A 12,903-nucleotide genomic window follows, 5' to 3' on the forward strand; every position below is an offset into this window, starting at 1 on the left:
ACGCCTCAGGCGCTCTCCAGCTCCTCGCCGAGCAGCAGCCATTCCTCCTCGGCCGCGGCCAGCGCCTCCGACAGTTCGGCGCGCTGGCGCGAGATCTGGATCGCCTTGTCGGGGTCGCGGGCAAAGGCGCCGTTGGCGAGCGCCGCATCGACCTTCTCGATCAGGCCGGTCAGCTTGGCGATGCGCGCCTCGGCGAGATTGAGCTTCTGCCTGAGCGGCCCCTGCGCGGCCCGCTTCGTCGCCGCTTCCTTGCGCTCGTCGGCCTTGGGCTTGGCAGTCGCATCCGGCGCCGGCTTGCCGCGCTTCTCGGCCTTGGCGGCGCCCAGCACGTAAGTGCGGTAATCGTCCATGTCGCCGTCGAAATTCTTCACCGTCCCGCCACCGACGAGCCAGAGCCGGTCGGCGCAGGCCTCGATCAGGAAGCGGTCGTGGCTGACGAGGATGACGGCACCGGGATAGTCGTTGATCGCGGTGACCAGCGCCGTGCGGCTGTCGATGTCGAGATGGTTGGTCGGCTCGTCGAGGATCAGAAGATGCGGCCCGTGGAAGGTCGCGAGCCCCAGCATCAGGCGCGCCTTCTCGCCGCCGGAGAGCAGCTTCACCGGCGTATCGGCCTTGTTCGCGGGGAAGCCGATCTGCGCCGCCTTGGAGCGCACCTTGGCCTCCGGCGCATCCGGCATGAGGTCGCGCAGATGGCCGACCGGTGTATCCTCGATGCGCAATTCGTCGAGCTGGTGCTGGGCGAAATAGGCGGTCTCCAGCTTGCTCGACTTCTTCATCTCGCCGGACATGGCGTCGAGCCTGCCGCCGATCAGCTTGCAGAAGGTCGATTTGCCGTTGCCGTTCGAGCCGAGCAGCGCGATGCGGTCGTCAGGCGCCAGCGAGAGGTTGAGGCGGGACAAGACCTTGCGCTCGCCATAACCGGCGGCGGCATCCTCCAGCACGATCATCGGCGGCGAGAGCGGCTTTTCCGGACCGGGGAAGGAGAAGGGCTGCACGTCGCGGTCGACGATCGCGGCGATGGTCTGCATCTTCTCCAGCCGCTTGACGCGCGACTGCGCCTGCCGGGCCTTGGTCGCCTTGGCCTTGAAGCGGTCGACGAAGGACTGGAGATGCTTGCGCTCGGCGTCCTGCTTCTCCTTGGCGCGGGCGAGCTGCATCTGCTTCTCGGCGCGCTGCTTCTCGAAGGAGGAATAGCCGCCGCGATAGAGCGTGAGCTTGCCCTGGTCGAGATGCATGATGTGGTCGACCGAGGTGTCGAGCAGTTCGCGATCGTGGCTGATGACGATCACGGTGTGCGGATAGCGCTCAAGGTAGTCGTAGAGCCAGAGCGTGCCTTCGAGGTCGAGATAGTTGGTGGGCTCGTCGAGCAGCAGCAGGTCGGGCTCGGAGAACAGCACGGCGGCGAGCGCGACGCGCATGCGCCAGCCGCCCGAGAAATCGGAGCAGGGGCGCTGCTGCGCCTCCTCGTCGAAGCCGAGCCCGTGCAGCACCATCGCCGCGCGCGCCGGGGCCGAATGCGCGCCGATATCGGCAAGCCGCGTGCCGATCTCGGCGATGCGGTGCGGATCGGTCGCGGTCTCCGCTTCCGTCATCAGGGCCGAGCGCTCGGTATCGGCGGCGAGCACGACCTCGATCAGCGTCTCCGGGCCGCCCGGCGCCTCCTGCGCGACGCCACCGATACGCCGGCCCCGCGGCAGGCTGATCGTGCCGCTCTCGGTGCCGAGATCGCCGGTGATGATCTTGAACAGCGTGGTCTTGCCGGTGCCGTTGCGGCCGACGAAGCCGACGCGTGCGCCATCCGGGATGGCGGCACCGGTATGTTCGAGCAGCAGGCGTTCGCCGAGGCGGTAGGTGATGTCGTTGATCGTGAGCATGGCGCGCCCGTTTAGGCTTGCCGCGCTCGAAAAGGCAATCGAAAGCCGGAACAAGCGGCCGTTGTCACCGTTTCGTCAAAATCTCGCCTTGGGGCCGCCCGCACCGGGCATCACCCAAGGGAAACCGGGTCAACCGCGATTCGCCGAGGCTATCTTCATGGATACCCGCCTGTCCTACGCCAGCTCCCGCCGTGCCTCCGCTACGGCCTCGCTCATGGTCATCGTCTCGATCATCATCGGCAGCGCTGCCGCGCGCGCCGCGTTGGTGCCACTGAGCTGAGGCTCCCCAAGCCCCTGAGAAGACTTGTCGTCCTCCGGTCCAGCCGCTAACGCTGGCCGTATGGCACGCATCGCTTTCTACACCGGCTCCTTCGATCCCGTGACCAACGGCCATGCCGACGTCATCGCGGCCGCCGCCGGCCTCTGCGACAGGCTCGTCCTGGCGATCGGGGTCCACCCCGGCAAGACGCCGCTGCTCTCAGTCGATATCCGCGCCGAATTGTTGCGCGCCGTCGCCGGGCCGTTGCTGGCGGCGAAAGGAGCGACGCTCGACGTCGTGACCTTCGACGATCTCGCCGTCGACGCGGCGCGCCGGGCCGGGGCCTCGATCATCATCCGCGGCCTGCGCGACGGCAGCGACCTCGACTACGAGATGCAGATGGCGGGGATGAACGGCACCATGGCGCCGGACGTGCAGACCGTGTTCCTGCCGGCCTCGCCCGACGTGCGCTACATTACCGCGACGCTGGTGCGCCAGATCGCGGCGATGGGCGGCGATGTCTCGCCCTTCGTGCCGGCGCCCGTGCTGGCCGCGCTGAAGGCGCGCTTCGCCAAGAGCTGACGGCATGATCTTCGGCGAAAGGCACATAACTTCGCCATCTTCCGCCGCTTCCTGCTGATTTTGGTTTGCAATTTGTCGAGAGCGATGGTGTCTCTCAGATGAAGCGACTCGTCGTGCAGTGCCCTGCACGACGCCCTCCGACAGGTTTCCCGATGCGTCTTTCCCGCTATTTCCTGCCCCTCCTGCGCGATACGCCCAAGGAGGCCGAGATCGTCTCGCACCGGCTGATGCTGCGTGCCGGCATGATCCGCCAGCAGTCGGCGGGCATCTATTCCTGGCTGCCGCTGGGCCTGCGCGTGCTGAACAAGATCAGCAACGTCGTCCGTGAGGAGCAGAATCGCTCGGGCGCCATCGAGATCCTGATGCCGACCATCCAGTCGGCCGATCTCTGGCGCGAGAGCGGGCGCTACGAGGCCTATGGCAAGGAGATGCTGCGCATCAAGGACCGGCATGATCGCGACATGCTGTACGGGCCGACCAACGAGGAGATGGTCACCGAGATCGTCCGCTCCTACGTCAAGTCCTACAAGGACCTGCCGCTCAATCTCTACCACATCCAGTGGAAATTCCGCGACGAGGTCCGTCCGCGCTTCGGCGTGATGCGCGGCCGCGAGTTCCTGATGAAGGACGCCTATTCCTTCGATCTCGACAAGGATGCGGCGCGCCACGCCTATAACCGCATGTTCACCGCCTATCTGCGTACCTTCACGCGGCTCGGCCTGAAGGCGATCCCGATGAAGGCCGATACCGGCCCGATTGGCGGTGACCTCAGCCACGAATTCATCGTGCTCGCCTCGACCGGCGAGAGCGAGGTCTTCTGCCACAGCGACTACCTGAACTTCGAGACGCCGGCCGCCGACACCGATTTCGACGATGTCGCCGGCCTGCAGGGCGTCTTCGACAAGTGGACGAGCCTCTACGCCGCGACCGAGGAAATGCACGACAAGGCCGCCTTCGAGGCGGTTCCGGAAGACAAGCGCGTCTCGGCGCGCGGCATCGAAGTCGGCCATATCTTCTATTTCGGCACGAAATATTCCGAGCCGATGGGCGCGACCGTCGCCGGGCCGGACGGCCAACCGGTGCTGCTGCATGGCGGCTCCTACGGCATCGGGCCGAGCCGCCTCGTCGCCGCGCTGATCGAGGCCGGGCATGACGATGCCGGTATCGTCTGGCCGGAGGAGATCGCGCCCTTCGACATCGCGGTGATCAACCTCAAGGTCGGCGACGCCGCGACGGACGGTGCCTGCGAGCAGCTCTACAAGACGCTGCTCGGCAAGGGTTATGACGCGCTCTACGACGATACGGACACGCGCCCGGGCGGAAAATTCGCCACAGCCGACCTGATCGGCGTGCCCTGGCAGATCATCGTCGGCCCGAAGGGGCTGGCCGAGGGCAAGGTCGAGATCAAGCGCCGCGCTGGCGGCGAGCGTGAGCTCGTCTCGCTGGAAGCCGCGCTCGACCGCTTCAAGGGCAGGGCGGCGTGACGGCGGACACCGTCATGAAGACGCACCTGATGGGAGCTGCCGCATGAGCGCCGTCGCCGACAGCGCCGAGGTTCCGACCGGGACGAAGCCTTTCGCCGGATTCGAATGGCTGCTCGCCGGGCGCTATCTGCGCACGCGCCGCCGCGAGGGCTTCGTCTCGGTCATTGCCGGCTTCTCCTTCCTCGGCATCCTGCTCGGCGTCGCGACGCTGATCATCGTGATGTCGGTGATGAACGGCTTCCGGATCGAGCTGCTCAGCAAGATCGTCGGCGTGAACGGCCATATCTTCGCGACGCCGATCGACCGCCCGCTCGACGATTACGACAGCGTCGCGGCCAGGCTCGCCAAGATCCCCGGCATCAAGCTCGCGATTCCGCTGGTCGAGGGCCAGGCGCTCGCCTCCTCGCAGACGGGTAACAACGGCGTGCTGGTGCGCGGCATACGCGAGAGCGACATCAAGGCGATTCCCTTCATCGGCGGCAATATCAAGTCCGGCACGCTCGACGGCTTCGACGGTGGCACGCCCGGCGTCGCCATCGGCCGGCGCCTCGCCAATGCGCTGGGCATCCAGGCCGGCGACATGATGACCCTGGTTTCCCCGCAGGGCGCCTCGACGCCCTTCGGTACGGCCCCGCGCATCAAGGCCTATCCGGTCAAGGCGATCTTCGAGATCGGCATGACCGAGTTCGACGGCACCTTCGTCTACATGCCGCTCAACGAGGCGCAGGCCTATTTCAACCGCGACGGCGACGTGAACGTCATCGAGATCTTCGTCGACAACCCCGACCGGACCCAGGCCGTGCGCGACGCGATCGAGGCCGATGCGCCGCGCCCGCTCGTGCTCTCCGACTGGCGCCAGCGCAATCGCAGCTTCTTCAATGCGCTCGAAGTCGAGCGGAACGTGATGTTCATCATCCTGACGCTGATCGTGCTGGTCGCGGCGCTGAATATCGTCTCCGGCCTGATCATGCTGGTGAAGGACAAGACCGCCGACATCGCGATCATGCGCACCATGGGCTGCACGCGCGGCACGGTGCTGCGCGTCTTCCTGATCACCGGAGCGACGATCGGCGTCGTCGGTACGCTGGCGGGCTTAGGCCTCGGCATCGTCTTCGCAAAGAACATCAAGTCGATCATGGCCGGGCTGAACTGGATCACCGGGGCCAATCTCTGGGACCCGACGGTGCGCTTCCTCAGCGACATCCCCTCGGTCATAGACTGGAGCGAGGTGACGAGCGTCGTGCTGATGGCGCTGACCCTGTCGCTGCTGGCGACGCTCTATCCGGCCTGGAAGGCTGCCCGGCTTGACCCCGTCGAAGCGCTGAGGATGGGCTAAAGCGATGGCACAGGAAATGCCCGCGCTCTTCCTTTCCCAGGTCGAGCGCTATTATCCGCAGAGCGATGCGCCGCTCGAAGTGCTGCGCAAGGCCGATTTCGCGCTCTGGCCGGGCGAGGTCGTCGCGCTGGTCGCGCCGAGCGGCACCGGCAAGTCGACGCTGCTGCATGTCGCCGGCCTCTTGGAGAAGCCCGATGCCGGCGAGGTCTTCGTCGGCGGGCTCGCCACCACCAAGCTCGACGACAAGGGCCGCACGCGGCTGCGCCGCACCGAGATCGGCTTCGTCTACCAGTTCCACCATCTGCTGCCCGAGTTCACGGCGCTGGAGAATGTCGTGCTGCCGCAGCGCATCCGCGGCCTCGCCCGCGGTCTCGCCGAGGAGCGGGCGACCGAATTGCTGACCTTCCTGGGTCTCGGCGAGCGCCTCGACCATCTGCCGGGCGAGTTGTCGGGCGGCGAGCAGCAGCGTGTCGCGATCGGCCGTGCCGTTGCCAACGGGCCGCGCCTGCTGCTGGCTGACGAGCCGACCGGCAATCTCGACCCGCAGACCGCGCAGCATGTCTTCGGCACGCTGATGGCGCTGGCGCGGGCCTCGGGGCTGGCGGCGCTGATCGCGACGCATAACCTCGAGCTTGCCCGCCAGATGGATCGGCAGGTCACGATCCGCGATGGGCTGGTCGTCAAGCTGTAGGCGACTGGAAACGCTCAGCCAGTCGTGGGTCCCAGGTTCACGCCCGCGGCGCTCCCCCGGAATGACAAGGGTTGTTCTGGCAGGAACGATCCAGCCGTCGTCATGCTCGTGCTTGTGGCGAGCAGCCACGTCTTGAACGCGACCTCGACCAGCGAAGACATCGACGGTTGGGACAAGCCCGACCATGACGGGTGTGACATTCGCAGGGCAGTGAAGATGAAGGCCGGCCCCATGTCGGATTCGGTCACCCGGTAGGGTTTCATTAACCTCTACGCCGAGATCAACTCGCCAGTTTCCCTATCGACATTGACGAGAACAAATCATGAACTAAACTGAACCTACCAAGAACGCAGGAGGTTCTCATGACTGCAGCGCGTAAACTCGCCGCCGGCCTTGCCGAGATCGCCTCGCTCGGCGTCTTCCTCGGCATGATCTGGCTCTGGGCTGCGATCCTCTCCGGCCCGCATGTCTGAGCACGGCAGGAGCCATCCACAGACGGGCCCGCAAGGTCTCGACGCAGGCCCCACCCAGAACGCATAAGAGGCGCATAGGGATCAGGGTCGACGAGTCGCCCGGTTGCGGCGGCAGGAGTGGGACATGAGCAGGGAAGCTGGCGAGGCGCGCGTTCTCCAGGAGATCGGCTTCGTCCACCTGCATGTCCACTCGAGCTACTCGCTGCTCGAAGGCGCGATGACGATCGCGACGCTGGCCAAGATGGCGGTGGCCGACGGCCAGCCGGCGCTGGCGCTGACCGATACCGACAATCTCTTCGGCGGCCTCGAATTCTCCGAGAAGCTGGCGGGCTCGGGGCTACAGCCCATCGTCGGCGTCCAGCTTTCGGTCGATTTCGCCGATGAGGGCGAGGGCAGCCGCAAGCCGATGCAGCCGCAGCGCCTGCCGCATATCGTCCTGCTCGCCATGGACGAGGCCGGTTACGGCAACCTGATGAAGCTCGTCAGCGAAGCGGCGCTTGCAACGGGCGGCTCCGGCCAGCCGGTCACCACGGTCGAGCGTCTTGCCGCCTATAATACGGGACTGATCGCGCTGACCGGCGGGCAGGGCGGGCCGATCGACGTTGCCTTGCGTCTCGGCCAGCTCCCGCAGGCGGCTTCGCGCCTCGCGACGCTCGCCGGAATCTATGGCGACCGGCTCTATGTCGAGATCCAGCGCCATGGCGGCGATGGCGAGGCGGCGCGGGAGGCCCATCTCCTGCGCCTCGCCTACGACGCCGATCTGCCGATTGTCGCGACCAACGAGCCCTTCTTCGCCAAGCCTGCCGATTTCGACGCGCATGACGCGCTGCTGGCGGTGGCGGAAGGGCGCCTCGTTTCCGACGGCACGCGCCGCCGCGTCACGCCGGAGCATTATTTCGCCTCGCGTGCCGAGATGAAGAAGCGCTTCGCCGACCTGCCGGAAGCGCTGGCGAGCACGGTCGAGATCGCGATGCGCTGCCATTGGCGCGTCACCACCCGCAAGCCGATCCTGCCGCGCTTCGGCGAGGAGGGCCGCGACGAAGCCGAGGAGCTGCAGGAACAGGCGCGCGCCGGCCTTGCCGCGCGGCTGGCCAAGCACGGCCCGGCCGAGGGCTTCAGCGTCGAGGATTACGAGAAGCGGCTCGATTTCGAGCTCTCGATCATCACGAGGATGAAGTTCCCGGGCTACTTCCTGATCGTCTCGGACTTCATCAAATGGGCAAAGAACCAGGACATTCCGGTCGGGCCGGGGCGCGGCTCGGGTGCGGGTTCGCTCGTCGCCTATGCGCTGACCATCACCGACGTCGACCCGCTGCGCTTCGGCCTGCTCTTCGAGCGCTTCCTCAATCCCGACCGCGTCTCGATGCCCGACTTCGACATCGACTTCTGCCAGAACCGGCGTGAAGAGGTGATCGAGTATGTGAAGCACCATTACGGGCAGGAGCGCGTCGCCCAGATCATCACCTTCGGCACGCTGCTGGCGCGTGGCGTGCTGCGCGACGTCGGCCGCGTGCTCGAAATGCCCTATGGCCAGGTCGACAAGCTGACCAAGCTCGTGCCGCAGAACCCGGCCAAGCCGATCTCGCTGAAGGATGCGATCGAGGGCGAGCCCAAGCTGCAGCAGGCGGCCGAGGAGGAGCCGATCGTCGCGCGCCTGCTCGAAATTGGCCAGAAGCTGGAAGGGCTTCACCGCCATGCTTCGACTCACGCTGCAGGTGTGGTGATCGGCGATCGGCCGCTCGAACAGCTCGTCGCGCTCTCGGTCGATTCGCGCACCGGCATGCGCGTCACCCAGTTCAACATGAAATGGGTCGAACAGGCCGGCTTGGTGAAGTTCGACTTCCTCGGCCTGAAGACCCTGACCACGCTGACCACCGCAGTGAAGCTGATCGCCCAGCGCGACATCCATATCGATCTGGCGCAACTGCCCTTCGACGACCCGACCACCTACGCCATGCTGGCGCGCGGCGAGACCGTCGGCGTGTTCCAGGTGGAATCGGTCGGCATGCGCAAGGCGCTGGTCGAGATGAAGGCCGACCGGATCGAGGACCTGATCGCGCTGGTGGCGCTCTACCGGCCGGGCCCGATGGACAACATCCCGACCTATTGCCGCCGCAAGCTCGGGCTGGAGGATCCGACCTATCTCCACCCCGGCATGGAGCCCTATCTGCGCGAGACCCACGGCATCATCGTCTACCAGGAACAGGTGATGCAGGTGGCGCAGGCGCTCTCGGGCTATTCGCTCGGCGAGGCGGACCTGTTGCGCCGCGCCATGGGCAAGAAGATCAAGGCGGAGATGGACGCCCAGCGCGACCGCTTCGTGAAGGGCGCGATCGACGGCGGCATCAAGAAGGACGTCGCCTCCGAGATCTTCGACCTGCTCGCCAAGTTCGCGGATTATGGCTTCAACAAGAGCCACGCGGCGGCCTATGCCATCGTCGCCTTCCAGACCGCCTATCTGAAGGCGAATTATCCGGTCGAGTTCCTGGCCGCGTCGATGACGCTCGACATGGGCAACACCGACAAGCTCTCGGAATTCCGCCGGGATGCCGAGCGCCTCGGCATCAAGGTCGAGCGGCCGGCTATCAACCAGTCCGGCGTCGAGTTCGACGTCGCCGACGGCAAGATCTTCTACGCGCTCGGCGCCATCAAGGGCGTCGGCACTGCGGCGGTGGAATCGCTGGTGGCGGCGCGGCAGGCCGCCGGCCCGTTCCGCGACCTCGCCGATCTCGCCCGCCGCATCGATACGAGGCTCGTCAACCGCCGGACGCTGGAGGCTCTGATCGCCGCCGGCGCGCTCGACGAGCTGGAGGCGGATCGCGCGCGAGCGGTCGCGGCGCTCGACGGCATGCTGGCGCTCTCCAACCGCACGCGCGACGAGGCGGCGGCCGGCCAGTTCGATCTGCTGAGCGGCGGCGTGGTGCAGGAGGCCTTCCGCATCCCGCAGGTCGAGCCGTGGGCGCCGGCCGAGAAGCTGAAGCGCGAGCACGAGGCGGTCGGCTTCTTCCTCTCCGGCCACCCGCTCGACGATTACGAGCATGTGCTGAAGCGCCTGCGGGTGCAGCGCTATGCCGATTTCGCCCAGACGGTGCGCGCCAACGGCACCGGTGTCGGCAAGGTCGCGGTTTCGGTCATCGACAAGTCGGAGCGGCGCACCAAGTCCGGCTCCAAGATGGGCATCGTCAACCTGTCCGATCCGAGCGGCCAGTTCGAGGCCGTGCTGTTCTCGGAAGGGCTGATGAAGCTGCGCGATCTGCTGGAGCCGGGCAGGGCGCTGGTGCTGCGCCTGTCCGCCGTGCTCGACGGCGAAGAGGTGCGCCCGCGCATCGAGGATGCCGAGGAACTCGATGGCCTCGCCGCGCGCCAGAAGCAGGATCTCGTCGTCTATCTGCGCGACGAGAAGGCAGTGGCCTCGATCGCCGAGCGGATTCGTCCCCGCGAGGCCGTGCGGGCCGAGGGCAAGGTCTCTATCGTGATGATCATCGACGACGGGGCGCAGGAGGTCGAGATCGAATTGCCCGGCAAGTTCCCGGTCAACCAGCAGATCGCCAATGCCGTGCGTGCCGCGCCCGGCGTCGTCGATGTCAGGCTGCAATAGGAGCGCGCTATGGCCGACGACCGGACTGCCCTGCTCGTCGTCGACGTCCAGAACGATTTCTGTCCGGGCGGCAACCTTGCCGTACCGGAAGGCGATGCGGTCGTGCCTCTCGTCAATGGGCTCGGACGCCGCTTCCGCCATGTCGTGCTGACGCAGGACTGGCACCCCGCAGGGCACGCCTCCTTCGCCTCCAGCCATCCCGGCCGCAAGCCGTTCGGGACGATCGAACTGGCCTATGGCCCGCAGGTGCTCTGGCCGGACCATTGCGTGCAGGGTTCGACCGGGGCCGCCTTCCATCCCGGCCTCGACCTGCCCCATGCCGAGGCGGTCATCCGCAAGGGATATCGCCCGGGCATCGACAGCTATTCCGGCTTCGTCGAGGCCGATCGCCGGACGCGGACGGGGCTGGAAGGCTATCTGCGCGAGCGCGGTATTGCGAAGGTCGTCATCGCCGGTCTCGCCACCGATTTCTGCGTGAACTGGACGGCGCAGGATGCTGCCCGCGCCGGCTTCGAGACGGTGGTGGTCGAGGATGCCTGCCGCGCGATCGATCTCGACGGTTCGCTCGACCGGGCCTGGGCCGAGATGATGGCGGCCGGGATCAGGCGGGTCAGCGCTGCAAGCCTCGCGATCTGAGCTTCAGCCCGATTTCAGGCGGCCGGCTTGAGCTGTGCCTGGACGCGGTCGCGCCCGAGCCGCTTGGCGCGGTAGAGCGCCTCGTCGGCCTCGACCAGCAGGTCGTCGAGCTCGCGCCCGCCGAGTTCGATCTCGGCCACGCCGATGCTGAGAGTCGGCTGCAGCCGGATCTCGGCGAGATCGGCGATCTTGTCGCGGAAGTCGTGGCGGATGCGTTCCGCGACCCGGACCGCTTCCCTGACGCCGACATCGGGCAGGATGATCGCGAATTCGTCGCCGCCCTGCCGGGCCAGGATGTCGGTGCTGCGCAGTTGCTCCCGCACGGAATCTGCGAACAGGCGCAGGATCCGGTCCCCGGCCGCATGGCCGAGCGTGTCGTTGAGCCGCTTGAAGTGATCGATGTCGACGAGCAGGAGCGCGGCCCGCCGCTCCCCGCGCGATTGCTGCGCCAGCCATTGCTCCAGGCCGGAACGGTTCATCGCCCCCGTCAATGAATCGCGCCGGGCAAGGGTTGCCAGCATCCGGTTGCTGCGCTCGGCCGCGAGCATCAGCAGGGCCTGGCCTCTGAGGATGATGAAGGCGACGCCGCTGGCGGCGAGCCAGCCGGTCGCTCCCGATTCCGACGGAAACAGCGTCGTGCCGACCCGGTCCAGCGCCGCCAGTGCGATGCGTCCGGCATAGATCACGACTGTCGGAGCGAACAGGATGGCCAGCAGCCAGGCCGAGCGCAGCCCCTCCTGCCGGCCGAGCCGGACGGCCTCGCGCACGATGGCGGCGTCGCAGAGCGCCATCACCGTCGCAACGACCATGACCCGTGTGGAATAACCTTCGATGCCCGGTGACAGCGCGAGCAGCGCCCAGCTGCCGAGAAGCACCACCCCGAATCCGAACCAGTTGAGTTCCCGGCCCGCGAAGCTTCGAATCCCCAGGAGCAGCAGCAGGCAGCCGGCCAACAGCGCCGTGTTCGCGAACTCGATCGAGACGATATCGGGAATCGTGCCGCGGAAGGCTGCGCCCAGCAGGCCGGTGCCGATGCATAGGCTGCTGACACCCCACCAGACCGGGCTGCGGGTGAAGCGGCCGGTCGCGAAGGTCATCAGCTGCATCGCGCCGATGATGAAGCAGGTGAGCGCGCCCGTGACGAAGATCGTTCGCAGGTCGAGGATCACGCCGATGTCGGCCTCCCACGATCGCTTCGTCGGGTCGTTTCGCGTCCTGCGCCGACGGCCGATACAGCCTGCCGCGACGGCAAGTCCGATCCAGGAGGCCGGGGATGCCGCGGCGTTCCGGGTTGTCCGGCCCGGCTGCACGCGCTAGGCAGGCTGCGGCGGGGGGGAGAGCATCGTGGCATGCTTGAGAACATGATAGGCTGAGGATATTCCCCATGAACTTTTATAAGTCGTTGATAGTCGCCTCCACGATCGCGTTTTTAGGCTCGGTCGCGCCGTCTTTCGCGCAGACCCAGGCCGACCAGCTCAAGGTCGCCTACCAGGCGGCCCGCAATCAGCTCGGCATCCTCGGCTATTGTGCCGACAAGGGGTACACCGACGCTGCCGCTGCCGACGTCCAGAAGAAGCTGGTCGCGATGATTCCGGCGCCCGCTGATGTCAGCGGCGGCGATGCCGCCGAAGCCGCTGGTCGCAAGGGTACGATCTCCGCCATGGGTATGGAGCAGGACATCGAGGTCATCGCCAAGGCACAGAACGGCACGCCTGCGACCTTTTGCAAGCAGATCGGCGATCTCGTGAAGCAGATGGGCGCCAAGCTGCCGTAGTGAGGCGAGGGCGGGGGCAGGTCCCGCGCCCGCTTCTGAATGGGCCCATGCGGTACCCGCATGGGCCTTATCAAGGCGCGCTTCCGGTTTTCTGGACCGCGCCGGCTTGCAATGCTGCGCTATCCCCTGTAAGGCGCAGCCCATCCCACATGGAGTGCATCACCTCGATTTCCGAGGCGTTCCGGTGACGTGG

Annotated in this window: 10 protein-coding genes; 8 read left to right on the plus strand and 2 right to left on the minus strand. The window is 66.7% G+C overall.

Annotation, left to right across the window (positions count from 1 at the left end; all coding sequences use genetic code 11):
- Positions 1 to 5 precede the first annotated feature (5 nt).
- Complete coding sequence (locus tag FHT98_RS23550) at positions 6 to 1,877, minus strand: ABC-F family ATP-binding cassette domain-containing protein (RefSeq protein WP_142115475.1); 1,872 nt, start codon at positions 1,875 to 1,877, stop codon at positions 6 to 8.
- On the opposite strand from FHT98_RS23550, the gene FHT98_RS23555 reads away from it, so the two are divergent.
- The 7 genes from FHT98_RS23555 (at position 1,858) to pncA (ending at position 10,936) form a co-directional block, all read left to right on the plus strand.
- Positions 1,858 to 2,157, plus strand: a complete 300-nt coding sequence (locus FHT98_RS23555; protein ID WP_142115476.1) for a hypothetical protein — start codon at positions 1,858 to 1,860, stop codon at positions 2,155 to 2,157. The genes FHT98_RS23550 and FHT98_RS23555 overlap by 20 nt on opposite strands.
- Before the next feature lie 60 nt (positions 2,158 to 2,217).
- The gene (gene coaD / locus FHT98_RS23560) at positions 2,218 to 2,718 is read left to right on the plus strand and encodes a pantetheine-phosphate adenylyltransferase (protein ID WP_142115477.1); all 501 of its coding nucleotides are present in this window, start codon (positions 2,218 to 2,220) and stop codon (positions 2,716 to 2,718) included.
- 152 nt (positions 2,719 to 2,870) lie between these two features.
- On the plus strand, positions 2,871 to 4,202 hold the full coding sequence (gene proS / locus FHT98_RS23565) for a proline--tRNA ligase (protein ID WP_142115478.1): 1,332 nt from the start codon (positions 2,871 to 2,873) through the stop codon (positions 4,200 to 4,202).
- Between the two features lie 43 nt (positions 4,203 to 4,245).
- Positions 4,246 to 5,538, plus strand: coding sequence for a lipoprotein-releasing ABC transporter permease subunit (locus FHT98_RS23570; protein ID WP_061968081.1), 1,293 nt, complete (start codon positions 4,246 to 4,248; stop codon positions 5,536 to 5,538).
- Positions 5,539 to 5,542: 4 nt separating this feature from the next.
- Positions 5,543 to 6,229 carry an ABC transporter ATP-binding protein gene (locus FHT98_RS23575; RefSeq protein ID WP_061968079.1) on the plus strand — a complete coding sequence of 229 codons (687 nt, stop codon included), beginning with the start codon at positions 5,543 to 5,545 and terminating at the stop codon, positions 6,227 to 6,229.
- A 597-nt stretch (positions 6,230 to 6,826) separates the two neighbouring features.
- Complete coding sequence (gene dnaE / locus FHT98_RS23580) at positions 6,827 to 10,300, plus strand: DNA polymerase III subunit alpha (protein WP_142115479.1); 3,474 nt, start codon at positions 6,827 to 6,829, stop codon at positions 10,298 to 10,300.
- 9 nt (positions 10,301 to 10,309) lie between these two features.
- Positions 10,310 to 10,936, plus strand: a complete 627-nt coding sequence (gene pncA, locus FHT98_RS23585; protein WP_142115480.1) for a bifunctional nicotinamidase/pyrazinamidase — start codon at positions 10,310 to 10,312, stop codon at positions 10,934 to 10,936.
- 14 nt (positions 10,937 to 10,950) lie between these two features.
- Here pncA and FHT98_RS23590 read toward each other — a convergent pair whose 3' ends face one another.
- Positions 10,951 to 12,105, minus strand: coding sequence for a GGDEF domain-containing protein (locus FHT98_RS23590; protein ID WP_142115481.1), 1,155 nt, complete (start codon positions 12,103 to 12,105; stop codon positions 10,951 to 10,953).
- A 215-nt stretch (positions 12,106 to 12,320) separates the two neighbouring features.
- On the opposite strand from FHT98_RS23590, the gene FHT98_RS23595 reads away from it, so the two are divergent.
- Positions 12,321 to 12,710 carry a pore-forming ESAT-6 family protein gene (locus FHT98_RS23595; RefSeq protein WP_061968071.1) on the plus strand — a complete coding sequence of 130 codons (390 nt, stop codon included), beginning with the start codon at positions 12,321 to 12,323 and terminating at the stop codon, positions 12,708 to 12,710.
- Positions 12,711 to 12,903: the final 193 nt, after the last annotated feature.

The sequence above is a fragment of the Allobosea sp. AK1 genome, from assembly GCF_006714945.1.
GTDB lineage: Bacteria > Pseudomonadota > Alphaproteobacteria > Rhizobiales > Beijerinckiaceae > Allobosea > Allobosea robiniae.

Bases quoted from the DNA above. Each gene is read 5' to 3' on its own strand.
- FHT98_RS23595 (WP_061968071.1), top strand. From the start codon at position 12,321: ATGAACTTTTATAAGTCGTTGATAGTCGCCTCCACGATCGCGTTTTTA.
- FHT98_RS23555 (WP_142115476.1), top strand. From the start codon at position 1,858: ATGTCGTTGATCGTGAGCATGGCGCGCCCGTTTAGGCTTGCCGCGCTC.
- proS (WP_142115478.1), top strand. From the start codon at position 2,871: ATGCGTCTTTCCCGCTATTTCCTGCCCCTCCTGCGCGATACGCCCAAG.
- FHT98_RS23550 (WP_142115475.1), bottom strand. From the start codon at position 1,877: ATGCTCACGATCAACGACATCACCTACCGCCTCGGCGAACGCCTGCTG.
- FHT98_RS23570 (WP_061968081.1), top strand. From the start codon at position 4,246: ATGAGCGCCGTCGCCGACAGCGCCGAGGTTCCGACCGGGACGAAGCCT.
- coaD (WP_142115477.1), top strand. From the start codon at position 2,218: ATGGCACGCATCGCTTTCTACACCGGCTCCTTCGATCCCGTGACCAAC.
- pncA (WP_142115480.1), top strand. From the start codon at position 10,310: ATGGCCGACGACCGGACTGCCCTGCTCGTCGTCGACGTCCAGAACGAT.
- FHT98_RS23575 (WP_061968079.1), top strand. From the start codon at position 5,543: ATGGCACAGGAAATGCCCGCGCTCTTCCTTTCCCAGGTCGAGCGCTAT.
- dnaE (WP_142115479.1), top strand. From the start codon at position 6,827: ATGAGCAGGGAAGCTGGCGAGGCGCGCGTTCTCCAGGAGATCGGCTTC.